Origin of the sequence: Methylobacterium sp. UNCCL125, from assembly GCF_900116795.1 — a bacterium.
In the GTDB taxonomy this organism is placed as follows: domain Bacteria; phylum Pseudomonadota; class Alphaproteobacteria; order Rhizobiales; family Beijerinckiaceae; genus Methylobacterium; species Methylobacterium fujisawaense.
The window spans coordinates 33,739-57,506 of record NZ_FPBW01000035.1 but is presented as its reverse complement, the minus strand read 5'-3'; the positions used below and the strand labels follow the sequence as shown (position 1 = coordinate 57,506).

Genomic DNA, 23,768 nt, shown 5'->3' with positions numbered 1-23,768 from the left:
CCGTTCCAGGCCGACGGCATCACCCTGGCCCAGGCGCTGGCCAAGGCGCGCGGCCTGTCGGACTTCGCCGCCGACCCGGCCGGGACGTTCATCTTCCGGTTCGAGCCGGCCAGCGTCGTGCGGCGCCTCAGCCCCAGCTCGCGGCTGCTCGGCACGCCGCTGGTGCCGGTGGTCTACCGGATCGACATGCGCGATCCCAACAGCCTGTTCGTCTCCCAGGCGTTCCGCATGCGCAACCGCGATCTGATCTACGTGTCGAACGCGCCGTTCACCGAGGTCCAGAAGGTGCTCACCGCCTTCAGCGGCGTCACCGGACCGGTCTCCTCCGCCGCCTTGGCCTACTCCTACGCCAAGTAGGGAGCGGCCCGCATACGGGACGATCGGGATCGCGGCGCCGCCTGTGCGCGCGATCCCGGATCCAGGCCCTTCCTTATCGAGCCTGCGGACACCCTGGATTCAAAGCGAAACGGGGCGCGGATGACATCCGCGCCCCGTTTCCCGTCATAACGCTCGTCATGGATCCGGGGCCCACGGCCCCGGACGGGCTCAGACCCGCTTGGCCAGCAGCTGCTCGATCAGCGAGCCGCCCTTGTCGATGGCCGCCAGTTCCTCGGCCACCGCGTTCACGGTGTCGCGGATCTGGTCGGGGGTGTGCTCGGAGGTCAGGAAGAAACGCAGGCGCGAGGCCCGCTCCGGCACCGCCGGGTGGATGATCGGCTGGACGTTGATGCCCCGGCGGAACAGCCGGTCCGACAGGGTGACGGCTTTCAGCGAGTCACCGACGATGATCGGCACGACCGCGAGGCCCAGGCTGAAGCCGGTATCGAGGCCCAGCTTCTTGGCGGTCGCCAGGAACAGGGTGCCGTTCTGGCGCAGGCGCTCGACCCGCTCCGGCTCGGCATGCATCACCGCGAGGGCCACCTCGGCAGCGGCGGCAAGCGGCGGCGACATGCCGACGCTGTACACGAATCCGCCCGCCGTGTGCTTGAGGTACTCGATCAGGGCAATCGGCCCGCAGATGTAGCCGCCGCAGGTGGACAGGGTCTTCGACAGCGTGCCCATCCAGATGTCGACCTCCTTCGGGTCGACACCGCAATGTTCGAACAGGCCCGCGCCGGTGCGGCCGGTGACGCCGAGACCATGGGCCTCGTCGACCATCAGCCACGCGTCGTAGCGCTTCTTGAGGGCCACGAGCCCGGCGAGGTCCGGCGCATCGCCGTCCATGCTGTAGAGGCCCTCGACCACGATCAGCGCCCGGCGATGCTCGTGGCGGGTCGACTGGAGCAGGGTCTCCAGGGCATCGAGGTCGTTATGCGCGAAGGAGCGCCGCTGCGCCCCCGAGAGTTGCGCGCCCGTGACGATGCTGTTGTGGGAGAGGGCGTCGTGGAAGATGACGTCGCCGGATTCCAGCAGGGCGCCGATCGTCGTGACGTTGGTGGCGTGCCCGCTCACCATCACGACGCAGCCCTCGGACTGATAGTGCTTGGCCAAAGCCTGTTCGAGGCTGATATGGCCCGGCCGCTCCCCCGCCACGACACGGCTCGCCGACGAGGAGGTGCCGTAGGCATCGATCGCCTCGCGGGCGGCGTTGCTCACCCGCGGATGTCCGTTCAGGCCGAGATAGTCATACGACGAGAAGTTGGTGAAGGCCTTCTGGTCGATCCGGGTGGTTGCTCCGGCCTTGGCGTCGTGGACGCGGAAGAACGGGTTGCCCAGGCCGATCAGCTCCGCCGCCTGCCGCTGAAGCTTCAGCTCCCGGTAGCCCGGCAGGTTCTCGAAGTTCTGCGCCGCCGACTTCCCGGCCGGCGAGGCCGCTTTGACGGGGGCCGGGCGCGGCGTGGCGCGCCCGAGCCGGTTGGTCACGAAGCCGGCGAGCGCCGCCCGCCCGCCGTCCGGCCGTGCCGTGTCGGTCATGAGTTGGTCTCTTTGATCCCGCTGGACGTCTGCTCGATGAGTTCCTTGAGAGGCGCGATCATCTGCGCATCGACCTCACCGCCGACATGCTTCGCCACGAGGCTCATCGCGACGCCGGCGGTCTCATCCATGGGCGCGGAAACCGCCTGAATTAAGGACTCCGACAGTTCGGTGACGGTCATGCCCGAGGACAGGCCCGCGGGCGGCGCGTCGAGGGCGAAGCGCTCCTGCAGGCTGGCGCCGAGTTCGACGCCCATCAGCGAGTCGAGGCCGATCTCCGAGAGCTGGCGGACGCGGCTGATGTCGTCCTTCGGCAGGCGCAGGATCCGGGCGATGTCCTCGACGATCGCATCCGACACGGTCTTGCGGACCGCGTCGAGGTCGCCCCCCTTGAGGAGCGCCCCGATGTTGATCGCCTGGACGCCGCCGGCCTCGACCTGCTGGTCCGACCCGAGTTCCGCGTAGCTCGGCGAGCGCATGGTGGCGAGCCGCTCGCGCGCCTTGCCCCAATGCATCGCCGCGATGGCGATCACCGCCTCGTCGGGGGACGTCCCCTGGCATTCCAGCGCCTCGGCCATCAGGTCGAGGCAGCGGCGGGCCTCCATCGGCGTGACGCCGACGCGACCGGCCAGTCCTTCCATGACCGCCCTGTTGCGGGCGAGCATGCCGACATCGCCGATGGCCCCCCAGGCCACCGCCAGGGCGGGCAGACCGCGGCGGCGGCGCTGGCGCGCCAAGCCCTCCATGAAGCCGTTGGCGGCCACGTAGGAGCCCTGACCGGGATTGCCGATGAAGGTCGTCGCCGAGGAGAACAGGACGAAATAGTCGAGGCTCCGGTCGCGGGTCGCGGCGTCCAGGTGCTGGGCGCCGATCACCTTCGGGCCGATCACCGCGTCGAGCGCAGCCGCGTCGATGTTGGAGATCAGGCCGTCCTGGAGCACCGCCGCGGCGTGGAGCACGCCCGCGAGCTTCTTGCCCTTCTGCTCGATCTCGGCGAGCAGACGGTCCACCGAGGCGCGGCTGGTGATGTCGACGGCCTTCGCCTCGACGGTCACACCCTGGGCCGACAGCTCGGCCACGATCGCCTTGGCCTCATCGGTGGCCGCCCCCTTGCGGCCGGCCAGCACGAGATGCTTGGCACCCCGGTCGATCAGCCACCGCGCCGCCTCGAGGCCGAAGCCGCCGAGGCCGCCGGTCAGCAGGTGGACGCCCGTCTCCGAGACCGTGAACGGCTTCGCCGTGTCCTTCATGATCGTGCCGGCCTTGGGCGGGCTGATCACGATCTTCCCGATGTGACCCGACTGCTGCATCAGCCGGAACGCGTCCGAGGTCTCGGCCGCCGTGAAGGGCTGGTAGGGCAGGGGCTTCAGGCCGCCGTCGTTGAACAGGGCCATCACCTCGCGGAACATCCGCGCGCCGTCGTCGCCCTGGTGCTGGATCACCTGATCGAGGTCGACGCCGAAGTAGCTGAGGTTCCGCCGGAACGGGCGCAGGCCGATATGGGTGTTGGCGACGTAGTCGCGCTTGCCCAGCTCGACGAAGCGGCCGAAGGGCCGCAGCGCGTTGAGCGAACGCTCCATCGCCTCGCCGAACAGGCTGTTCAGCACGATGTCGACGCCGTCGCCGGTGATCGCCCGGACCTCGTCCACGAAGGCGAGCGAGCGGGAATCGAGCACGTGCTCGGCGCCCAGCGCCTTCACGAGGGCCCGCTTCTCGCGGGAGCCGGCGGTGGCGATGACCCGCGCACCCTTCAGCTTGGCGATCTGCAGGGCCGCGAGGCCGACGCCACCCGCGCCGCCATGGACCAGCACCCACTCGCCGCGCCGCATCCGGGCGCAGGAAACGAGGCCGTAATAGGCGGTGAGGAAGGCCACCGGCACGGTGGCGGCCGCCATCGGGTCGAGGCCCTGCGGCATCGGCGCGACGACGAGGTCGGGCACCACGATATGCGTGGCGAAGCCCGACTGGGCGAAGGCGACGACCGGATCGCCGACCTTGAAGCCCTTCACGCCCGGGCCGACGGCCGTGACGCGGCCGGCGCATTCGAGGCCGAGGCGCGGGCCGGCGAAGCCGTCCTCAAGGATCTCCTCGGGGAGCATCGAGAGCGCCCAGAGCACGTCGCGGAAGTTGAGGCCGGTGGCCTCGACCGCGATCTCCATCTCGCCCTTGCCGGGGGCGCGGCGCTCGGCCGGACCCCAGACCATCTCGCTGAGGCCGCCGGTGTTGCTGCGCTCGAGCCGCGCGGCCTCGGCCGGGACGGTATCGGCCGGATCCCGGTGCTGCGGCCGGCCGGCATGGAAGCGCACGACCTGGGTCCGCTCGTCGTCCAGCACGATCTCGGTCTCCGGCGTGCCGGAGAGGATCAGGTCGCGCAGGCGCTCCGAGGCGCGCTTCGACGACATCTCGGGGGAGAGGTCGATGCGGCGGACGTCGAGGTTCGGGGCCTCGTTGGCGAGGGTGCGGGAGAAGGCCCACACGCCGGCCTCGATGTTGGTGGTCTGGCCGCCGCGGTCGCGGGTGGCCCCCGGCGCCACGACCCACAGCCGGGTCTGGCGGGCGCCGAGATGCTCCGTGCAGCGCTTCAGGCTGAGGCAGCGGTCGCGCAGCCGCTCGGCCGCCTCGCCGCCGCGGGTGAAGGCGCCGGCCAGGAACACCACCGTGTCGGGGGTCTCCTTCTCCAGCTCCATCAGGGAGGTCTCGGAGTCGAGGATGATCGAGACATGCACGCCGCCCGCGACCAGCAGCGTCGCCAGGGAGGAGGCGGTCTCGGCCGCGAACTCGTCGTCGGAGCCGATGATGAAGGCGAAGCTCTGTGCCGGAGCCGGGCCCGGACGCACCGGCGCCTCGGCCGTCAGCAGGAGGTCGTCGCCGTTGGCGGAGGCCGCCCGCTCGACCTCGACCTTGACGAGGCCGTGGGCGCTCAGCGTGCGCTGCCAGCCCTCGATGTCCTCGAGCCGGCCCACGGGCATGCCGCCCACGGCCTCCTCGAACCAGCCGGTCGTGAGACCGAACACGAGGTCACGGAACAGGGACGCTCCCGGCTCGACCGCCACCAGCAGGCCGCCGGTGGCGAGCGCTCCGGCGAGCTGGCCCGGAAGGGACCGGTCGCCCCGGTGGAGGCTGCCGGCTGCCAGGATCAGGTCGAAGCTGCCGGGAGCGAGCTCCTCGGCGGTCTCGACCACGGCGGCGGCGCGTCCCAGGGACAGGCGGGCGCGCTCGGCGAGCCGGCGATCGGTCTCGAAGACGGTGAGCCGGGCCTCGGCGGCGGCCGCGAAGGTCGCGGTTTGCGCCGAGAGCGGGCCGAAGCCGACCTGGAGGACTCGCAGCGCCCGCTCCTTCGGGAGCTGGGCTCGGCTCCGCTCGATCAGGCTGGCGACCACGTCGGCGCCGTGGCGCGCGGTGGCCGAGCGCAGCACGAAGGCGTCGATCGCCCCCTGCGGCAGGGCGGGCGCGTCACTCAGCTTCCCGGCGAGCAGCCGGTCGACCAGGGCGCCGACATCGGCGATCAGCACCAGTTCGGCCGAGAGATCCGGATGGTCACCGGCGATCCAGCGCATGATCTCGTCGGGCGCCGGCAACGCGGAGCCGTCGCCCAGCGTCCAGTTCTGGCCCGCACGCTCGGCGAGGCCGCTGCTTTCAAGGGCGTAGAGGGCGTTCAGCAGCCAGGGGCGCAAGGCCTCGGGCACGCGGCTGTCGGTGACAGAGACGGTCGCACCCTGGGCCAGACCGGAGGCGAGGCGGTAGGCGAGCGAGGTCGCCCAGCCTTCCAGCAGGAGGTGCCCCGGAGACAGGGCGGCGTCGGCCGGCCCCTTCGCCTCGGCGGCCAGCGGGCGCAGCCGCGCGGCCACGCTCGGACGGCGTTCCATGGGGATCGCGGTCGGCTCGGTGGCGAGTTCCGGCACCTGCGAGATCGCGAAGGCCGCGAGGTCACCGCCGCTCTTGGCCCGCAGGGCCTGGAATCGGCCCTCGCGGATCGTGGCGACCACCGCCCCCTCGGCATCGAGGAGGGTGAAATCCGCCAGGATCGAACGCTCGTTGCAGCGGCGCGTCCGGATGATCGAACGGGTGATCACCGCGCCGGGGCGCAGCAGGCGCACCTCTCCGAAGCGGACCGGGATGTAGGCCTTGCCGCCATTCTCGCCGAGGAGATCGGCGAAGAGCAGGATCAACCCGTGAAAACAGGCATCGAGCCGGTTCGGCACCAGGGCGTAGCGGCTGTCGGGCTCGGCCGGCAGCAGGTCGGACACTATGGTGGCGTCGTCCAGCCGGGCGCTCATCGCCACCTGCTGGAAGCTCGGGCCGAAGGCCAGACCCGAGGCGAGGGCCTTGGCGTAGAGCGCGTCGCCGGTGAGCACGTGCTCGCCGGCGGTCTCGAAGCTGAAGCCGTTCAGGTCGGGGGCCTTCGGCGACGAGAAGGTGCCCTCGACGATCTTCGCCTGGGCGTGGAGCTGCCAGGGCGTCTGCGTCAGGCGCGGACGGCTCAGCACCTGGATGCCGTTGCCGGAGCCCGAGAGGCGCACCGCGACCTCGCGCAGGGCCTCCTCGGCGAACACCATCGGCGCCACGATCTCGAAATCAGCCAGCACGACCTCGTCGTCGCGCAGGGCCTCGCGAACGCAGGCCAGCGCCATCTCGACGAAGCCGGCGCCGGGCATGATCACCTGGCCGTCGACCTTGTGGTCCTCCAGCTCCGGCACGGTGACCGGATCGACGAAACCGTTCCATTCCAGTCCGTCGAAGGTCGTGCGCGACCCGATCAGCGGATGGTAGGGGCGGGGGCTCATCGCGCCGACGCCTTCGGTGGTGTCGGCGAGACGGAACGGCCGGCGCTGCCACGGATAGGTCGGCAGGCGGACATCGCCCTTGGGCGCGTCGCCGAACAGCAGGGTCTCGTCGACCTGCGCGCCCTGGACCAGCGCGGCGCTGACCGCCTTGGCGATCGGATCGCCACCGGAGGCCTTGCGGTGCATCACGCCGACCGTGGCGGTCTCGATGCCCAGCGGCTCGACCGCGTCGCCGACATGGGACATGAGGGTCGCGCGCGGGCCGACTTCGACGAAGACGCGGGCGCCGCGGCGGGTCGCGTCCTGCACGGCTTCACAGAAGCGCACCGGCTCGCGGATGTTGCGCCACCAGTAGCCGGCGCCGAAATGGCTGCCGTCCAGCACGCTGCCGGTGACGGTGGAGACCATCGCGGTGGTGCCGGCCTTGGCCTTCAGCCCGGCGAGATCGCGCAGGAGCGGCTTCTCCGTCGGGTCCATCAGCCGGCCATGGAAGGCGTAGGCGAGGTCGAGCTTGCGGCCGCGGCGGCGCTTGCGCGACAGCGCCTTGAGGGCGGCGTCGATATCGGCCACCGGCCCGGCGACCGTGACGGCCTTCGGGCTGTTGTAGGCGGCGATGTCGAGGGACGGGTAGTCCTTGAGGAAGGCCTCGACCTCCTCGGACGGCATCAGCAGCACCGCCATGGTGCCCTGGCCGTGCGTCGTCTCCTGATGGTGGCTGCGGTAGTAGATGACCCGGACCGCGTCCTCCAGGCTCAGGATGCCGGCGGCCTCGGCGGCCGCGATCTCGCCCACGCTGTGGCCGAGGACATAGGACGGGATCAGACCCTTGGCCTTGAGGGCGGCCGTGGAGGCGCTCTCGATGGCGAAGATCAGCGGCTGCGAGACGCTGGTGAGCACGAGGCGCTCGTCCAGGTCGTCGGCGTAGAGGGCGTCCTTGAGCGACCAGTCGGAGTAGCCCTGGAACAGGGTGTCGATCCGGTCGAAGGCGGCGCGGAAGGCGGGGTTCTCCTCGTAGGCCTCGCGGCCCATGCCGGCCCACTGGCTGCCGTTGCCCGAATAGACGAAGGCCACCTCGGCGACGCGGTCGACGGCGGTGCCGGTGAAGGCGTCCTGCGTGTCCTCGCCCTCGCCGACGGCGCGCAGGGCGGCAACCACGTCGGCCTTGCCGTCGAGGGCGATGGCGAGGCGGGCCGACATGCGCTCGCGGCGGTGGGCGACGGCGGCCGCGATGGTCGGAACCTGGGCGGGCTCGGCCTCCAGGCGCTCGGCGTAATCGAGGGCCAACTCGTTCAGTGCGGCCCGGCTCTGGGCCGAGAGCAGCAGCACCTGGGCTTCCGGCGCCGGGGCCGACTCGGCGGCCCTGGACCAGGCCGGGGCGTCGGTGATGACGACATGGGCGTTGGTGCCGCCGAACCCGAAGGAGTTCACGCCCGCGAAACGCTCGCGCGCGCCGCGGGTGATCGGCAGGGCCTTCCGCACCACGTGCAGGTTGAGGTCGTCGAAGGGGATCTCGGGATTCAGCTCAGCCGCATGCAGCGACGGCGGCACGAGGTCGTGCTCCAGCGCCAGCGTCGCCTTCATCAGGCCGGCAAGGCCCGAGACAGGCTCGGTGTGGCCGATATTGGTCTTGATCGAGCCGATCGGCAGCGGCGCCTGCCGGCCGCGGCCGAGCTTCGAGCCGATGGCCGAGGCCTCGATCGGATCGCCCACCGGCGTGCCGGTGCCGTGCGCCTCCATGAAGGCGAGGTCGTCGAGACCGATCTCGGCCTCGCGGTAGACCTTCTCCAAGAGGGCGCCCTGGGCGTAGCCCGAGGGCAGCGAGATGCCGGTGGTGCGCCCGTCGGAATTGATGCCCGAGGCCGCCACCACGGCGCGGACCGTGGCGCCGTTGCGCCGCGCGGCCTCGGCTGATTGCAGCACGAACACCACGCCGCCCTCCGAGCGCACGTAGCCGTCGGCGTTCTTCGAGAACGCCTGGCACAGGCCGGTGCGCGAGAGCATCTGCGCGGTGGAGAAGCAGATGAAGTTGAACGGGCTCGCCAGCACGTTGACGCCCGCGACGACGGCGGTGTCGACGCGGCCCGACCGGATCGCCTGGACGGCGTTGTCGAAGGCGACGAGGGAGGACGAGCAGGCCGTGTCGACCGTGAAGCTCGGGCCCTTCAGGTCGAAGATGTAGGAGATGCGGTTCGAGATGATCGAGAGCGTGTTGCCGGTGGCCGCATAGGCGTCGCCCGACGGCGCGTCGAGGATGCGCAGGTTGCCGTAATCGAGCGACGAGGCGCCGACGAACACGCCGATATTGCTGCCGGCCACGCTGGACGGGCGCAGGCCCGCATCCTCCAGAGCCTCCCAGGTCAGTTCCAGCAGCATCCGCTGCTGCGGATCCATCTGCTCCGCCTCGCGGGGCGAGATCCCGAATACCGCAGGGTCGAACGACCACACGTCGTCGATGACACCGGCGGCCCAGGTGTAGCTCTTGCCGCGCTCATGGGCGCGGGGATGCGCGAACCGCTCCAGGGAGAACCGGTCGGCCGGCACCTTGCTGACGGCGCAGCGCCCCTCGGACAGGAGTGACCACAGCCCGTCGACGCTGGGGGCTCCGGGCAGTCGGCATGCGCGTCCGACGATCGCAATGTCTGTACGTTGTGTCACGTTCGGTTCGCACACGCTCGTTATCGGAAGTCGGCTCGGCTCTCGACGAGTGAGTACCCTCTCACCCCTTACTGTGGCACCATTGCGGTGTCCAACCAGCCCCAACGCGAGGTCATCCCTCTGCGGCGAAATTGCCAGAGGCTGTGACATGTATTCATCAGCGGCTTATCCAATCCCTGCGCCCAAAACGCCAAGATTGAACCGCTGGACCGCCTGTCGAGACGCGAACTCGACCACGAGAAAGCCACAGTTGCCCCTCGGGGGCGGCAGCCCGTCTAGCGGCATCGGGCCCGATTCCGGAAGAAATCTTCGCGCGCCGGCGCAGATCCCGCACAGGAATTCAGGCCCGTCGGTCTCCACCGCGATGATCAAGACCCGTTCCGCGCGACGCTCTCCTTGGTTCGTCCGACGCCGCAATAGGTGAAACCGTGTCGCGCCGCGCTCGCGGGGTCGTAGATGTTGCGCAGGTCGATCAGCACGGGGGCCGATCCGTCGGAGGACATGATCTGACGCAGCCGGTCGAGGTCCAGCGCCCGGAACGCGTTCCACTCGGTGACGATCACCAGGGCGTCCGCACCCTCCGCGCAGGCATAGGCGTTCTCGGCGTAATCCACAGCCGGCATCAGGATCCGGGCCTGCTCCATGCCCTCCGGATCGTAGGCGCGCACCTTGGCCCCCGCATCCTGAAGCCCGGCGATGATCGCCAGCGAGGGCGCATCGCGCATGTCGTCGGTGTTCGGCTTGAAGGTCAGGCCGAGCAGCGCCACCGTCTTGCCGCGTACGCTGCCGCCGCAGGCCTTGATCACCTTGCGGGCCATGGCGCGCTTGCGCTGGTCGTTGACCGCCACCACCGTCTCGACCATCCGCAGCGGCGTGCCGGCATCCTGGGCGGTCTTGACCAGCGCCAGCGTGTCCTTGGGAAAGCACGAGCCGCCGTAGCCCGGCCCGGCATGCAGGAACTTCGACCCGATCCGGTTGTCCAACCCGATGCCGCGGGCCACCGCCTGAACGTCGGCGCCGACCGCCTCGCACAGATCCGCGATCTCGTTGATGAAGGTGATCTTGGCCGCCAGGAACGCGTTCGCCGCGTATTTGGTCAATTCGGCGGTGCGCCGCGCGGTGACCATGATCGGGGCCTGATTGAGATAGAGCGGCCGGTAGACCTCGCGCATCACGGCCTCGGCCCGCGCCTCCTCGGCGCCGACCACGATGCGGTCGGGACGCTTGAAGTCGGCGATGGCCGCGCCCTCGCGCAGGAACTCGGGATTGGACACCACCGCGACGTCCGCGTCGGCATTGGTCTCGCGGATGATGCGCTCGACCTCGTCGCCGGTGCCCACCGGCACGGTCGACTTCGTCACCACCACGGTGAAGCCCGAGAGCGCCCCGGCGATCTCCCGGGCGGCATCGAACACGAAGCTCAGGTCGGCGAAACCGTCGCCGCGGCGGGACGGCGTGCCCACCGCGATGAACACCGCGTCGGCCTCGGCCACGGCCTCCCGCATCGATGTGCTGAATGCGAGCCGGCCCTGGCGGACATTCTCGGTCACCAGCGCGTCGAGGCCGGGCTCGTAGATCGGCATGCGGCCGGCATTCAGGCTCGCGATCTTGTCGGGATCCCGATCGATGCAGACGACCGCGTGGCCGAAATCGGCGAGGCATGCCCCGGAGACCAGGCCGACATACCCGGCCCCAATCATCGCAATCCGCATCGGGCCCTCCCGGCAGCTCGCCCAGCGGCTTGCTGCGATGCAACATGATCCCGGCCGCCAGACGATGCAAGCCGGGCCAGCCTGGATCCGGTCCAGTCTGTCACGGGAATGCAACACCCGCGAAGGATGACTGTAGTTTGACAGCCACCGGGGCGCCGTGCGCCGGCGGCCGCGCCGCGCGCCGCCGATCCGCGAATGGAGGCGGGGCGGCTTCGCAGCGCGGACGGCTTCCTGTAGAAGCGCCACCGCCCGAAGGGGAGGCCGCAGATCCGCCCCCGAGGACCCGACCCAAGGATCGGCGAAGGACCGCGATGACCGAATTGCCCAACGTGCACGTGCGTGCCGAGGTCCTGGCTCAGGCGCTGCCCCACATGCAGCGCTACGACCAGGAGATCGTGGTCATCAAGTACGGCGGCCATGCCATGGGCGACCGGGCCGCGGCCGAGGATTTCGCCGAGGACATCGTCCTCCTAGAACAGTCCGGGCTGAAGCCGATCGTCGTGCACGGCGGCGGGCCGCAGATCGGCAAGATGCTCGACCGGCTCGGCATCCAGTCTGAGTTCCGCGGCGGCCTGCGCGTCACCGACGAGGCCACCGTCGAGGTGGTCGAGATGGTCCTGGCGGGCCTGATCAACAAGCAGATCGTCGGCTGGATCTCCGCCGAGGGCGGCCGGGCGGTCGGCCTGTGCGGCAAGGACGGCAACATGGTCCGGGCCAAGCGGGCCATGAAGACCGTCGTCGATCCCGAGAGCCACGTGGAGCAGACCGTCGATCTAGGCCTCGTCGGCGAGCCGGATCACGTCGAGCGCGGCGTCCTCGACGCGGTGCTGAAGGCGGAGCTGATCCCGGTCCTGGCGCCCGTCGCCTACGGCGCTGACGGCCAGACCTACAACGTCAACGCCGACACCTTCGCGGGGGCGATCGCCGGGGCGCTGCGGGCCAAGCGCCTGCTGCTGCTCACGGACGTGCCGGGCGTCCTCGACAAGGACAAGAAGCTGATCCCGGAACTCACCGTGGAGGATTGCCGGCGCCTGATCGCGGACGGCACCATCACGGGCGGGATGATCCCGAAGATTGAGACCTGCATGTATGCGCTCGAGCGCGGTGTCGAGGCGGTGGTCATCCTCGACGGCAAGGTCAACCATGCGGTGCTCCTCGAGCTGTTCACCGATTACGGCGCCGGCACCCTGATCCGTCGGGGCTGAGAATCGGACCGACTCGCACCGCGCCGCCTCTCGGCGCGGTGCCGCCTGCATCGGTGGCGGCAACATCTGCGCCCGCCGCGCATTGTCGTACCCCACCCACCAGACCAGCCCCGGACAAGCATCAAACTTGCGAGCTTGACCGTTCCGGTCCACAGATTCCGTGGGTATCAGCAACCTGAGGGGTTCCGGTGCACCACCCCGGCAAGGCCCAGTTCACCACCCCCGCGGCGCGCGGCTTCGCCGACGTCGACACCTGGGTGTTCGACCTCGACAATACCCTTTACCCGAGCGATGCCGCGGTCTGGCCGAAGGTCGACGAGCGCATCACCCTGTACGTGATGCAGCTCTACGGACTCGACGGGATCTCGGCGCGCGCGCTGCAGAAGCATTTCTATCACCGCTACGGCACGACGCTGTCGGCGCTGATGGTCGAGGCGGGCGTCGATCCCCACGATTTCCTCGACTTCGCCCACGACATCGACCACTCGTCGATCAAGCTCGACAAGAGCCTCGGCGACGCGATCGAGCGGCTGCCCGGGCGCAAGCTGATCCTGACCAACGGGTCGCGCCGGCACGCCGAGACCGTCGCCGCCAAGCTCGGCATCCTCGATCATTTCGAGGACGTGTTCGACATCGCCGCCGCCGACTTCGTCCCGAAGCCGGAACGCACGACTTACGAGCGGTTCCTGGAGAAGCACGCCGTCGAGCCGACCCGCGCGGCCCTGTTCGAGGACATCGCCCGGAACCTCGCGGTGCCGCACGACCTCGGCATGGCCACCGTGCTGGTGGTGCCGAGGGTCACCGATCCCTACCGCGAGGCCTTCGAGCAGGAGGCGGTGCGCGAGCCGCATATCGACCACATCACGGACGACCTCGCCGCCTTCCTGGCCGCCTGCGTGCTGCCCGAGGCCGAGGCGGCGCGAGAGCCGGTCGACCGGGACCGTCGCTGAACCGCGTCCAACGGCAATCGACAAGCCGGCAACGATCCTGTAGAGAGCCGCCCAACTCACAACAGGATCGCCGAAATCCTGGCGCCGATCGCCCATGAGGGGCGAAGCGGCGCGACGGCCGGAGCTATGCCATGAACATCATCGAGCAGCTGGAGCGCGAGGAAGTCGCGCGCCTCGCCAAGACCATCCCGGATTTCGAGCCGGGCGATACGCTGATCGTCAACGTCCGCGTGAAGGAAGGCGAGCGCACCCGCGTTCAGGCCTACGAGGGCGTCTGCATCGCCCGCTCGGGCGGCGGCCTCAACGAGAGCTTCACGGTCCGCAAGATCTCCTACGGCGAGGGCGTGGAGCGCGTCTTCCCGGTGCACTCGCCGATGATCGATTCGATCAAGGTGGCCCGTCGCGGCAAGGTGCGTCGCGCCAAGCTGTACTACCTGCGCGACCGCCGCGGGAAGTCGGCCCGCATCGTCGAGCGCACCGACCGCTACAAGACCAAGGACGCCCCGGCCGCCGCGCCCACCGCCGCCGAGTAAGCTGTCCGAATCGCTCCGCAGGCCGGAGCGATCGCCCGGTTTCAGACCGGCCCGGCTCAGCCGGGCCGGTTTTTTCTTGGCCGGCCGCCCCGTCCCGGCCGCCGATACGATCCGCTCAGGCGGCCCGGATCCCGTCCAGGAACCGGCGGATCTCGGCGGCGAGTTGCTCGGACCTGCGCGACATGTCGATCGCGGCGTCGAGAACGCGCTCGGCCGCCCCGCCCGTCTCCTCGGCGCCCTGCGAGACGTCGGCGATGTTGCCGGTGACCGCCTCGGTGGCCGCCGCGGCGCGCCCGACGCTGCGCACGATCTCTTCGGTTGTCGCGCCCTGCTGCTCGATCGCCGCAGCGACCGTGGCGGCGAGGGTGCTGACCTCCCCCATGGTGCGGCCGATCCCCTGGATCGCCTCCACGGCCTGGCAGGTCGACGCCTGGACCGCGCCGATCCGTAGGGCGATCTCCTCGGTGGCGGTGGCGGTCTGCTCAGCCAGCGCCTTGACCTCGGCCGCCACGACGGCGAAGCCCCGGCCCGCCTCGCCGGCCCGGGCCGCCTCGATCGTGGCGTTGAGGGCCAGGAGGTTGGTCTGACGGGCGATGCCGGCAATCATGCTGGCGACGGCACCGATCTGCTCGGCCCCGTTCGCGAGGTCGCCCACGAGGGCGTCGGTGCGCTGCGCCTCGGTCGCGGCCTGCGCCGTCTTGGCCGAGGATTGCGCCATCTGTCCGGAGATGTCCTGGATGGTGACCGCCATCTCCTCGGTGGCGGCGGCAACGCTCTGCACGCTCCCGGCGGTCTCCTGCGCGGCCCCCGCCACATGCGTGGCCCGGACACTCGTGCGGGAGGCCCGCCGTGCCATGGCCTCGGCGGTCGCCTGCATCTGCGCAGCGGCCGCGGAGACGCCCGTCATGAGGGCCCCGGAATCGGCCTCGAACGCCCGGGTGAGCACGTCGAGCCTCTGTACGTGCTGGGCCTTGGCCGCCGCTTCCTGCGCCGCCGTCCGATCCATCTCGGCCTTTGCGATCAGCGCTTGGCGGAAGACCTCCACGGTTCGGGCCATCTGCCCGATCTCATCCGTCCGATCGAGCCCGGGAATCGGGCCCGTCCCGTCGCCCTGGGCGAGGGCCTGCATCCGGCGGCCGAGCCGGTCGAGCGGACGCGTGATGCCGCGCCCGATCAGGACCGAGCCGAGCACGCCGAGGGCGCCGACCCCGAGAAGCAGGCCGCTTGCCGCCAGAGCGAGCGACAGGAAAGCGTCCTTGATGTCGTCGGTATAGGTCCCGGCCGCGATCATGATGTTCCAGGGCGTGAACCTGACGGCGCGTGTGGTCTTCAGGTACAGGCCCTCGCGGCCGGGTCGCGGATACTGATACGTCGTCAGGGCCGTGTCGGAGGTCTTCAGCAGATCGATCAGCGTCCCGGCCACGCGCACCCCGTTGACCCGGGCGTCCAGCTGGTTGCTGCCGACAAGCCTGCGGTCGGGAACCGCCAGAGCCGTACCGTCCATCGCGTAGATGGCGACGTAGTTCGTGCCGTTGTCGAAGCGCATGGCCATGGCCGTCTCGGCAAGTTCCGCCAGGGCGGCTTCGCGGGTCAGGGCGCCGCTTCTGACCCGGGACTCAAGGTTTTGTGCGTAGGTGGTGAACAGCTCCGTGATCGCGCGCAGGGATTGAAGCCGCTCGGACAGCATTTCCTCGTAATACAATCGCAATCCGCCAGCGCCAATGGCTGAAACGATCAATACGGTGAGTACAATTTGCGCCATCATACGACGAAACAGACTCACGCTGAAAAATCGAATGCGCATAATAAATTCCCGCAGATCGCCAAATCCAGCGATACCGCGGCATGATCTGATAAATTCGATTGCTCATGTCAACAGAAGCACGCAGATCAAGATCATGACCTACAAGTTGAACGAACGAGATCTGCAGATGAGGCGACGATGCCGTTGCTTTTGACATGGCGCATGCCGGCCGCACGGATGGGCTGCCGCCAGCGACGACAGAACCTGAGATCGCCCCGGCGAACCGCACCTGCACCCCAGCAATGGACGGGTCGAATGCCCCCCGGCACCCGGGACGGGCGCGGCAGCAATGCGGGCGCGGCGGAGATGATCGGGTCGGAGGATCGGATGGCTCTGCGGCCCGGCGGAAGGGCACGCGGGGGCCGCCCGCCGTCACCGGCGCGATCGGGGCGCCGCTACCGGGTCCGCGCGGTGACCTCGATCTCGACGCGCATCTCGGGGCGTAGAAGACCCGCCACGACCAGGATCGTGGCGGCCGGCCGGACATCGGTCAGCACCCGGCCGCAGACCGCCAGCACGGCCTCGGCGTCGTCCCGGTCGATGATGTAATAGGTGGCGCGCACGATGCCGGCGAGATCTGTTCCGGCCTCCGCGAGCACCGAGCGGATCGTGCGCCAGCAGGCCTCGGCCTGCGCGGCGGCCCCCTCGGGCATGGTCATCGTGGCGTAGTCGTAGCCGGTCGTCCCGGACAGGTAGACGGTGTCCCCGTCGACCACCGCCCGGGAGTAGCCGTAGTCCCGCTCGAACGGGGAGCCCGACGTTATCAGCCGCCGTCTCACCCACCGCGCAGCGCCTCCAGCACCTTGCCGCCGGGACGGCCCGTGGGCGTCATCCCGAGCCGGCGCTCCACGTCCTTGATGGCATCGCGCGTCTTCTGGCCGACCTTGCCATCCGGCTCGCCGACATCGTAGCCGCGGGCGGCCAGCCGGGTCTGGAGATCGCGCCGCTCGGCCCGGGACAGGGGCGGGTCGTCGGTCGGCCAGGCGGCCTGGACGCCGGGCTTGCCGCGCAGCCGGTCGGAGAGGACCGCGATGGCGAGACCGTACGACTCGGCGGCGTTGTAGGAGTAGATCGCGTCGAAGTTCTTGGTCACCAGGAAGGCCGGGCCGTCGATGCCGGCGGGTGCGATGATCCCGGCCGGGCCCTCGCCCGAGAGCGGGCGCCCGTCCACGCGGGTCACGCCGAGCGAGGCCCAGTGGGCGACCGCTTTCTTGTTCTTGCGTCCGGCGGCTCCGACGTTGAAGCCCCGGGGCAGCTTCACCTCGTAACCCCAGACCTGGCCGTTCTGCCACTTCGCGACGTGCAGGAAGTTGGCGGTGGACCCGACGGCGTCGGCGACCGAATCGACCACGTCGCGCCGTCCGTCGCCATCGCCGTCCACGGCGAGGCGGTGATAGGTGGTCGGCATGAACTGGGTCTGGCCGAAGGCGCCCGCCCAGGAGCCGGTGAGCCGCTCCGGCGCGATGTCGCCGCGCTCGATGATCCGGAGCGTGGCGATCAGCTCGCCGCGGAAGAAGTCCCGGCGGCGGTTGTTCGAGCAGGCCAGCGTCGCCAGCGACTGGACCAGCGGCATCTTGCCGAGGTTCTTGCCGAAATTCGACTCGACGCCCCAGACGGCCGCGATCGTATAGCGGTCGACCCCGTAGCGCGCCTCGGCCTGGGCCAGGGCCGCCGCGTGCTGGCGCATGGCCGCCCGCCCGTCCTCGACCCGCTCGTCGTCGACCAGCGCCGCCATGTAGTCCCAGATCGGCGTCTTGAACTCGGGCTGCGCCTGAGACAGCTCGATCACCTTGTCGTCGTAACTGATGCCGCTCGTGGCGGACCGGAAGGTCTGCGCCGAGACGCCCGCCGCGGCGGCCTGCCCTTGGATGCCGGCAAGGCAGCTGTCGAAATCGGCCCGTGCGGGCAGGACTGCCAGCGGCACGACCGCGATCCCGGCGAGCAGCCCGAGCGCGCACGCTTTCCTCGGTCCCGTCGGGTGCTTCGGCATGCTGGCGATCCTCACGATGCGGGGCGGAGTCTGGGCGCGGATTCAGGCGACATGTGGGTTAACGAAGGGTGAGGAAATCCGCGTCGTCTTGACCACCGCGCCTACCAATCGATAGGTTGGCTCGGAGCCCGCCAGCGAGCGGCGGGCCCTCCAAGGCGGGAGACGAAACGCATGATGAAGGATTGGAATCAGTACGGCGCCGAGCTGGTGAGCACGCTCGGGCGCATCGGCGCGGTGAGCCCGGACCTGCTCAAGGCTCATGACCAGCTCGCCGCGGCGGCGCCGACCGAGCGCAAGCTCGACGCGAAGACCCGCGAGCTGATCGCCCTCGCGGTGGCGGTGACGACCCGGTGCGACGGCTGTATCGCCGTCCATTCCGAGGCCGCCCGCAAGGCCGGGGCGAGCAAGGAGGAGGTCGTGGAGGCGCTGGGCGTCGCGGTGGCGCTGAATGCCGGTGCCGCCCTGGTCTACACCGCCCGGGCCTTCGAGGCCTTCACCGGCGAGAACGGCTGAGGCGGCGAACCGCGTCGATCCCGGGCCCTCGCGCGGGCCCGGTGCCGGCTTCAAGACGAGGCGCCCGCCCGGCCCAGGCTCCGCAGGCGGTCCAGGTAGGCGCACAGCATGTCGGCCAGCGCGCCGGCGGAGGCTTCCACGGCGGCCTGCGTCCGCGCCGCCTCCGAGATGCGCTCGCCGACCTCGCCGAGGGTCATCGCGATGATCGCGCCCGCGACCTGCAGATCCGCCTCGGGAACCGCCGGAAGCGCCTCGCGCAGGAAGTCGCGAAACGCCTGCGTGCCGGCCAGCTGCGGCTCCGCGGGCTCGGGCGCATCGCGATAGGCCGGGGCGGCTGCGTCGAGGGCCCGTCGCATCGCCGCCTCCACGCATTCCGAGCGCACGAAGGCGTGGACCGCGGCGCGCAGCCGATCGCCCGGCATCGTCGTGCGATCCTGCAAAATGCCGGCGAGGAGGGCCGTCGTGTCCCGCCATTCGTCGCTCTGCAGCTGGAACAGGATCGCCGCCTTGTTGGGGAAGTACTGGTAGAGCGAGCCGATGCTGACGCCGGCGCGCTCGGCGACCCGCGCCGTCGTGAACCGCTCCGCCCCGACCTCCGCCAGAACCTGAGTGGCCGCCTCCAAGATGGCCGCGACGAGGTCGCTGGAGCGCGCCTGCCGGGGCTGCTTTCGCTTGGAAATTCCGAGACTTGGCCGATCGGGCATGACGTGTGGCTCGGAACGCGAATAGGCGCGGGCAGGGGGCGCCGGTATTCTGCGTCGTGTTCAGTCGAGCACGCAAGACGGAAAGCAAATCGCCATGTCACGCTCAGCTTCTACTCTCGCCGAGCCGCGTATCGCGTCCTTGTTGGACAGTCTCTTCACGCAATCAGAGGCCTCCTCACCCGTGAGCGCCATCGGCGATCTCTCGGCGGACGAGCGGACGCGCCTCATGGGCAGCCGAACCGGCTACCGAGACTTCTACAGCCGGCTCAAGGACATGCCCCTCGCGGTCTCACGGGAGACCGGCCGGCTGCTCTACATGCTCGCCCGGACCCGCCGTGCGCGGACGATCGTCGAGTTCGGCACCTCCTTCGGCCTCTCGACCCTGCACCTCGCCGCGGCCCTGCGCGACAATGGCGGCGGCCGGCTGATCACCTGCGAGTTCGAGCCGTCCAAGGTGGTGCGGGCGCGGGCGAACCTGATGGAGGCCGGGCTGGCGGATCTCGTGGAGTTCCGCGAGGGCGATGCCCTGCAGACCCTCGGCCTCGACCTGCCCGACTCGGTCGACCTGCTGCTCCTCGACGGGGCGAAGGGGCTCTATCCGGAGGTTCTCAGCCTCGTGGAGAGCCGCCTCGGATCGGGCGCCCTGGTGGTCGCCGACAACGCGGACCACAGTCCGGACTACCTGGCGCGCGTGCGCGCGCCGAGCCGCGGCTACCTGTCGGTGCCGTTCGCCGAGGACGTCGAGCTGTCGATGCGGCTCGGGTGAGGCAGGGCCCGGTATCCGGGCCGGACCGGCGGCCGCCTCAGCGCGACCGCCGTCGGGACACTCAGCGGGCCGCTCAGGCCCATTCGCGCTGGGCGAGCTTCTGCTCGTAGGCATCGATCGACGCGGCGCGCGCCAGCGTCAGGCCGATCTCGTCGAGGCCGTTCAGCAGGTTGTGCTTGCGGCCCTCGTCGATGTCGAAATGCAGGGTGCCGCCGTCCGGCCCCCGGATGGTCTGCGCCGCCAGATCGATCGACAGGGTGGCGTTCGCGCCGCGCTCGGCATCCTCGAACAGCTTCTCCAGGTCCTCGGGGGACACGACGATCGCCAGGATGCCGTTCTTGGCGCAGTTGTTGAAGAAGATGTCCGCGAAGCTCGTGGAGATCACGCAGCGGATGCCGAAATCGGCCAGCGCCCAGGGCGCGTGCTCCCGGGACGAGCCGCAGCCGAAATTGTCCCCGCACACCAGGATCTTGCTGTTCCGGTAGGCGGGCTGGTTGAGGATGAAGTCCGGGTTCTCGGATCCGTCCTCGCGGTAGCGCATCTCGGCGAACAGGCTCTTGCCGAGCCCGGTCCGCCGGATCGTCTTCAGGTACTTGGCCGGGATGATCCGGTCGGTATCGACGTTGATCGTCCGCAGGGGCGCCGCGACGCCCTCCAGGGTCGTGAACTTTTCCATCGTCTGACGGCTCGTGTCGGTGGTCTCTCTGTCGCGCGGTTTAGCAGCCGCAGGCCCGGGCCGGAAGCATCACGCGAGGTCGGGTGCCGTCGCCCGGGACAGCGTGCCGTCGTGGAGGGCGGAGGCGACCAAAGCCCCGGCGATCCCGGCCGCCCGCAGCGCCCGAAGATCGTCCGGGCCGCGCACGCCGCCCGCCGCGTAGAGGCGGCGATCCGGCGCCCGCACCCGCAGGGCCCCCAGGGCCGCGAGGTCCGGGCCGGCCCCGGCCCCGACCTGCGCCAGCGTCATGGCGATCACCTCCGGCGGCCAGAGCGACGGATCGTCGTGGAGCGCCGCCGGGCCGAGCCGCTCCGCCCCGCGGGTGTCGAGGGAGAACACCGCCCGGTCGCCGAGCCGCGTCACGAGGCCGGCATCCGCCTGGCTCTCGCTGCCGATCACCGGGCGCCCGAGGCCGGCGGCCAGGAACGCCACGACGCCCGCAGGCTCGGCGAAGCCGGCATCGATCCACAGGGCGATTCCCGGGCAGGCACGGGCGATCGCCTCCAGGGCGCGGAGGTCGGGCGCGGCGCGATCGATGATCGCGTCGAGGTCGGCGACGTAGAGGATCCCGGCGGGCCACGCATCGACCAGCCCGCGGGCCACCGCGGCCGGCGCCGAGCCCTTTGCCAAGGGCGTCTCGATCGGGGCATAGGAGGAGCGCTCGCCCCGGCGCGCCCGCACCACGCGGCCGCCCCGGAGATCGAGCACCGGGATCACCGCGAAGCCGGGGCGCCCGATCCTGTGGTCCATCGAGGCGCTCATCGCGGTCCCATGCGCTCATCAAACCCAATGACGATCGGGTGGGACCTCGGCGGGGTCCACGTCAAGGTCGCCCTGGTGGAGGACGGCCGCGTCGTGGCCGCCGCCCAGGTGCCGTGCCCGCTCTGGCAGGGCCTGCCGGCCCTCGACCGGGCGCTGGAGGCCGCCCCCGACTGGGCCCGCGGCGCGGCCCTGCACGCCGTGACCATGACGGGCGAACTGACCGATTGCTTCGCCGACCGGCGCGACGGCGTCGCGGCCCTGTCCGGATGGGCCGAATCGCACCTCGCCGGAACCGTGCGGATCTATGCCGGCCGCTCCGGCTTCGTCGCCCCGGAGGCGGCCGCCTCCCTGTCGGCGGACGTGGCCTCGGCCAACTGGCACGCCACCGCGGCCCTCGCCGGCCGGGTCGTCCCGGACGCGCTCCTGATCGATATCGGCTCGACCACCGCCGACCTGATTCCCATCGTGGGCGGGCGGCCGGCCGCGACCGGCTACAGCGATGCCGAGCGGCTTGAGACCGGCGAGCTCGTCTATACCGGCGCGGTGCGCACGCCGGTGATCGCGCTGTCCGGCCACGCCCCCTTCGCGGGCCGCCGGACCCGGCTGATGACCGAGACCTTCGCCCACATGGCGGACGTCTACCGCATCCTCGGCCTGCTCCCCGAAGGCGCCGACCAGCAGCCGAGCGGCGACCGCAAGGGCAAGACGGTCGCCGAGAGCGAGACCCGGCTCGCCCGGATCGTCGGGCGCGACCGGGCGGAGGCGCCCGCCTCGGCCTGGACGGCGCTCGCCGCCCACTTCGCCGAGGCGCAGCTGCGCCTGCTCCACGACGCGGCGGCGGAGCTCCTCAGCCGGCCCGATCTCGGCGCGGACGCGCCCCTCGTCCTGTGCGGCGCCGGCGCCTTCGTGGGCGCCCGCCTCGCGGAGCGGCTCGGCCGGCCGGCGACGCCGCTGGTGGCGCTGCTGGCGGACCGGATCGCCGGTGCCCGCGACGGGATCTCGACCTGTGGACCGGCGGTGGCGGTCGGCCTCATCGCCGCGGAGGAGGCAGTCGCATGAGTGCAATCAAGATCCTGGCCCGGATCCTGACGGCCCGGGTGGGGCCGCATATCGAATTGGTCGTGGAGACGGAATCCGGGGAGGTCCTGAAGGTGCTCGCCACCGAGGACCAGATCGACCGGCTGGTCGACGAGCTGGACGACATCCTCAACTCGCCGGCCGACCCGGAGGATGACGGGCCGCCCCAGGCGGCCTGACGCCGCGGGCCGTTCGGATCGCCATGAGCCTGATCGCCGCCAAGATCATCGTAACGCCGACGCTGATGTGGGCCGTCTCGGCAGCGGCGCGGCGATGGGGCAGCCTCGTCGGCGGCCTGCTCTCGGGGTTGCCGCTCACCTCGGCGCCGATCTCGATCTACCTCGCCGCCGAGCAGGGCGAGCGTTTCGCCGCCGACGCCGCGATCGGCTCGGTGGAGGGTCTGGGCGCGGTCACGGCCAGCTATCTCGCCTACGCCGTCTCCGCGCCACGGATGGGGATCCTCGCCGCCATCCTCCTCGCTCTGGCGGCCTTCATCCTCGGCGGCGCCCTGCTGCACGGACTCCTCCAGCCCGGCCTGTGGCTCGCCACGGCGATCGACCTGCCGGCGATGGCGCTGGTGGTCGCCCTGTGCCGGCCGCACGTGGGGACCGAGGCGCCGGTCCGCCGGTCGCGCCCGCCGCGCTGGGACATGCCGGCCCGGCTCGCCGCCGCGACGGCCCTGGTCCTGCTGGTCTCGACGCTGGCGCCGCATCTCGGCTCCGGCCTGAGCGGCGTCCTGCCGCCGATCCCGATCATCTCCTGGCCGCTGATCGTCTTCGCCCGGGTTCAGGACGGTGTCGGCGCCGCCCTCGACGTGGTGCGCGGCAGCGCCCAGGGCGCGTTCGGCGTGCTCGCCTTCTATGTCTGCGTGCACCTGCTGCTCGGGCGAATCGACCCGGTCGCGGCCTACGCCGTGTCCATCGCGGTCTCGGCGCTCTGCGTGCTGCCGTGGCTCGTCGCGCGGCGCCGCCCGCGGGCCGCGTGACCGAGCCGCGCCGACGCGACAGCGGAGGAGATTCATGCTGCCGGATAAGGGGATCCCGACCCTCACCCCGGGCTACGCGGCGGTGCCGCCGGGCCATCTCGCCACCATCGTCACCAGCCTGGAGATGCTCCGCCCGCCGCCCCCGCGTCCCGGAAGGCCGTTCCCGCCGGGGCTCGCCCTCGAGCCCCTGGCGCGTACCGAACCGGAGACCTACCGGACCCTGTTCCGGGAGGTCGGCGCCGACTGGCTCTGGTTCTCGCGGCTCACCCTGGCGGACGGGGCGCTGGCGGCGATCCTGGCCGACGGGGACGTCGAGATCTTCGCGCTTCGGCGGGAGGGGCGGAACGTCGGCATGCTGGAACTCGATTTCCGCAGGCCCGGCACCTGCGAGCTGGTCTTTCTCGGACTGACCGGGGACGCGGTCGGAACCGGGATCGGCCGCACGCTGATGAACGCGGCGATCGGCCGGGCCTGGGCGCGTCCGATCACGCGGTTCTGGGTGCATACCTGCACCCTGGACCATCCCGGCGCGCTCGCCTTCTACCAGCGCTCGGGCTTCGTCCCCTTCGCGGTCCATGTCGAGGTCGCGCCCGATCCGCGGCTCGACGGGACCCTGCCGCGCGCCTGCGCCCCGCACGTGCCGCGGCTCGGCTGACGGGACACGGAGATGCGGAAACCAAAAGACCCGCGGCCTCGCGG

Annotated in this window: 18 protein-coding genes and 1 pseudogene; 10 read left to right on the top strand and 9 right to left on the bottom strand. The window is 70.7% G+C overall.

Annotated features, from left to right (window positions below):
• Positions 1-357 (top strand): annotated as a pseudogene (locus BM396_RS27155) (sugar transporter); the annotation flags it as partial.
• Between the two features lie 189 nt (positions 358-546).
• On the opposite strand, the gene BM396_RS27150 reads toward BM396_RS27155, so the two are convergent.
• The 3 genes from BM396_RS27150 to BM396_RS27140 form a co-directional block, all read right to left on the bottom strand.
• Positions 547-1,914, bottom strand: a complete 1,368-nt coding sequence (locus BM396_RS27150; protein ID WP_043351049.1) for an aminotransferase class I/II-fold pyridoxal phosphate-dependent enzyme — start codon at positions 1,912-1,914, stop codon at positions 547-549.
• Positions 1,911-9,353, bottom strand: a complete 7,443-nt coding sequence (locus tag BM396_RS27145) for a type I polyketide synthase (protein ID WP_170867511.1) — start codon at positions 9,351-9,353, stop codon at positions 1,911-1,913. Before BM396_RS27145 ends, BM396_RS27150 begins: the two co-directional genes overlap by 4 nt.
• Before the next feature lie 368 nt (positions 9,354-9,721).
• Entirely contained in the window at positions 9,722-11,065 is a 1,344-nt protein-coding gene (locus BM396_RS27140; protein ID WP_043386365.1) for a UDP-glucose dehydrogenase family protein, read from the bottom strand.
• A gap of 311 nt (positions 11,066-11,376) precedes the next feature.
• On the opposite strand from BM396_RS27140, the gene argB reads away from it, so the two are divergent.
• From argB to rplS, 3 genes are all read left to right on the top strand, one after another.
• A complete protein-coding gene (gene argB / locus BM396_RS27135) occupies positions 11,377-12,270 on the top strand; it encodes an acetylglutamate kinase (protein WP_043351054.1) in 894 nt (297 codons plus the stop codon).
• Between the two features lie 188 nt (positions 12,271-12,458).
• On the top strand, positions 12,459-13,220 hold the full coding sequence (locus tag BM396_RS27130; protein ID WP_043351056.1) for a pyrimidine 5'-nucleotidase: 762 nt from the start codon (positions 12,459-12,461) through the stop codon (positions 13,218-13,220).
• Between the two features lie 131 nt (positions 13,221-13,351).
• Positions 13,352-13,753, top strand: a complete 402-nt coding sequence (gene rplS / locus BM396_RS27125) for a 50S ribosomal protein L19 (protein ID WP_043351057.1) — start codon at positions 13,352-13,354, stop codon at positions 13,751-13,753.
• 115 nt (positions 13,754-13,868) lie between these two features.
• Here the strand turns inward: rplS and BM396_RS27120 are convergent, their stop codons facing one another.
• From BM396_RS27120 to BM396_RS27110, 3 genes are all read right to left on the bottom strand, one after another.
• Positions 13,869-15,455 (bottom strand): methyl-accepting chemotaxis protein, encoded by a 1,587-nt coding sequence (locus BM396_RS27120; RefSeq protein WP_244538973.1) that lies wholly within the window; start codon positions 15,453-15,455, stop codon positions 13,869-13,871.
• Between the two features lie 497 nt (positions 15,456-15,952).
• Entirely contained in the window at positions 15,953-16,336 is a 384-nt protein-coding gene (locus BM396_RS27115; RefSeq protein ID WP_043386359.1) for a RidA family protein, read from the bottom strand.
• Positions 16,333-17,547 (bottom strand): lytic murein transglycosylase, encoded by a 1,215-nt coding sequence (locus BM396_RS27110; RefSeq protein WP_043386358.1) that lies wholly within the window; start codon positions 17,545-17,547, stop codon positions 16,333-16,335. The genes BM396_RS27115 and BM396_RS27110 overlap by 4 nt, the downstream gene beginning before the upstream one ends.
• A gap of 171 nt (positions 17,548-17,718) precedes the next feature.
• Between BM396_RS27110 and BM396_RS27105 the strand changes: the two genes are divergently transcribed.
• Positions 17,719-18,060 (top strand): carboxymuconolactone decarboxylase family protein, encoded by a 342-nt coding sequence (locus BM396_RS27105; RefSeq protein WP_078947260.1) that lies wholly within the window; start codon positions 17,719-17,721, stop codon positions 18,058-18,060.
• A gap of 50 nt (positions 18,061-18,110) precedes the next feature.
• Here the strand turns inward: BM396_RS27105 and BM396_RS27100 are convergent, their stop codons facing one another.
• Positions 18,111-18,764, bottom strand: a complete 654-nt coding sequence (locus BM396_RS27100) for a TetR/AcrR family transcriptional regulator (RefSeq protein WP_043386356.1) — start codon at positions 18,762-18,764, stop codon at positions 18,111-18,113.
• Positions 18,765-18,858: 94 nt separating this feature from the next.
• Here BM396_RS27100 and BM396_RS27095 point away from each other — a divergent pair, with 94 nt between their 5' ends.
• Positions 18,859-19,530 (top strand): O-methyltransferase, encoded by a 672-nt coding sequence (locus tag BM396_RS27095; RefSeq protein WP_043386355.1) that lies wholly within the window; start codon positions 18,859-18,861, stop codon positions 19,528-19,530.
• Positions 19,531-19,603: 73 nt separating this feature from the next.
• On the opposite strand, the gene leuD is transcribed toward BM396_RS27095, so the two are convergent.
• Both leuD and BM396_RS27085 read right to left on the bottom strand, forming a co-directional pair.
• Complete coding sequence (gene leuD, locus BM396_RS27090) at positions 19,604-20,206, bottom strand: 3-isopropylmalate dehydratase small subunit (protein WP_043350546.1); 603 nt, start codon at positions 20,204-20,206, stop codon at positions 19,604-19,606.
• 69 nt (positions 20,207-20,275) lie between these two features.
• The gene (locus BM396_RS27085) at positions 20,276-21,007 is read right to left on the bottom strand and encodes a HisA/HisF-related TIM barrel protein (protein ID WP_081948739.1); all 732 of its coding nucleotides are present in this window, start codon (positions 21,005-21,007) and stop codon (positions 20,276-20,278) included.
• A 9-nt stretch (positions 21,008-21,016) separates the two neighbouring features.
• Between BM396_RS27085 and BM396_RS27080 the strand changes: the two genes are divergently transcribed.
• From BM396_RS27080 to BM396_RS27065, 4 genes are read left to right on the top strand one after another with little or no spacing between them, the layout of a single operon-like run.
• A complete protein-coding gene (locus BM396_RS27080) occupies positions 21,017-22,066 on the top strand; it encodes a hydantoinase/oxoprolinase family protein (protein WP_043386353.1) in 1,050 nt (349 codons plus the stop codon).
• The gene (locus BM396_RS27075; RefSeq protein ID WP_043386350.1) at positions 22,063-22,263 is read left to right on the top strand and encodes a hypothetical protein; all 201 of its coding nucleotides are present in this window, start codon (positions 22,063-22,065) and stop codon (positions 22,261-22,263) included. Before BM396_RS27080 ends, BM396_RS27075 begins: the two co-directional genes overlap by 4 nt.
• Positions 22,264-22,286: 23 nt before the next feature.
• A complete protein-coding gene (locus BM396_RS27070; protein ID WP_043386346.1) occupies positions 22,287-23,069 on the top strand; it encodes a hypothetical protein in 783 nt (260 codons plus the stop codon).
• Between the two features lie 34 nt (positions 23,070-23,103).
• Positions 23,104-23,724, top strand: coding sequence for a GNAT family N-acetyltransferase (locus BM396_RS27065; protein WP_043386343.1), 621 nt, complete (start codon positions 23,104-23,106; stop codon positions 23,722-23,724).
• Positions 23,725-23,768: the final 44 nt, after the last annotated feature.

Excerpts from the sequence above, each read along its gene's own strand:
- BM396_RS27150 (WP_043351049.1), bottom strand. The coding sequence starts at position 1,914 with ATGACCGACACGGCACGGCCGGACGGCGGGCGGGCGGCGCTCGCCGGC.
- BM396_RS27140 (WP_043386365.1), bottom strand. The coding sequence starts at position 11,065 with ATGCGGATTGCGATGATTGGGGCCGGGTATGTCGGCCTGGTCTCCGGG.
- argB (WP_043351054.1), top strand. The coding sequence starts at position 11,377 with ATGACCGAATTGCCCAACGTGCACGTGCGTGCCGAGGTCCTGGCTCAG.
- rplS (WP_043351057.1), top strand. The coding sequence starts at position 13,352 with ATGAACATCATCGAGCAGCTGGAGCGCGAGGAAGTCGCGCGCCTCGCC.
- BM396_RS27110 (WP_043386358.1), bottom strand. The coding sequence starts at position 17,547 with ATGCCGAAGCACCCGACGGGACCGAGGAAAGCGTGCGCGCTCGGGCTG.
- BM396_RS27105 (WP_078947260.1), top strand. The coding sequence starts at position 17,719 with ATGATGAAGGATTGGAATCAGTACGGCGCCGAGCTGGTGAGCACGCTC.
- BM396_RS27100 (WP_043386356.1), bottom strand. The coding sequence starts at position 18,764 with ATGCCCGATCGGCCAAGTCTCGGAATTTCCAAGCGAAAGCAGCCCCGG.
- BM396_RS27095 (WP_043386355.1), top strand. The coding sequence starts at position 18,859 with ATGTCACGCTCAGCTTCTACTCTCGCCGAGCCGCGTATCGCGTCCTTG.
- leuD (WP_043350546.1), bottom strand. The coding sequence starts at position 20,206 with ATGGAAAAGTTCACGACCCTGGAGGGCGTCGCGGCGCCCCTGCGGACG.
- BM396_RS27085 (WP_081948739.1), bottom strand. The coding sequence starts at position 21,007 with ATGAGCGCCTCGATGGACCACAGGATCGGGCGCCCCGGCTTCGCGGTG.
- BM396_RS27080 (WP_043386353.1), top strand. The coding sequence starts at position 21,017 with ATGCGCTCATCAAACCCAATGACGATCGGGTGGGACCTCGGCGGGGTC.
- BM396_RS27075 (WP_043386350.1), top strand. The coding sequence starts at position 22,063 with ATGAGTGCAATCAAGATCCTGGCCCGGATCCTGACGGCCCGGGTGGGG.
- BM396_RS27070 (WP_043386346.1), top strand. The coding sequence starts at position 22,287 with ATGAGCCTGATCGCCGCCAAGATCATCGTAACGCCGACGCTGATGTGG.
- BM396_RS27065 (WP_043386343.1), top strand. The coding sequence starts at position 23,104 with ATGCTGCCGGATAAGGGGATCCCGACCCTCACCCCGGGCTACGCGGCG.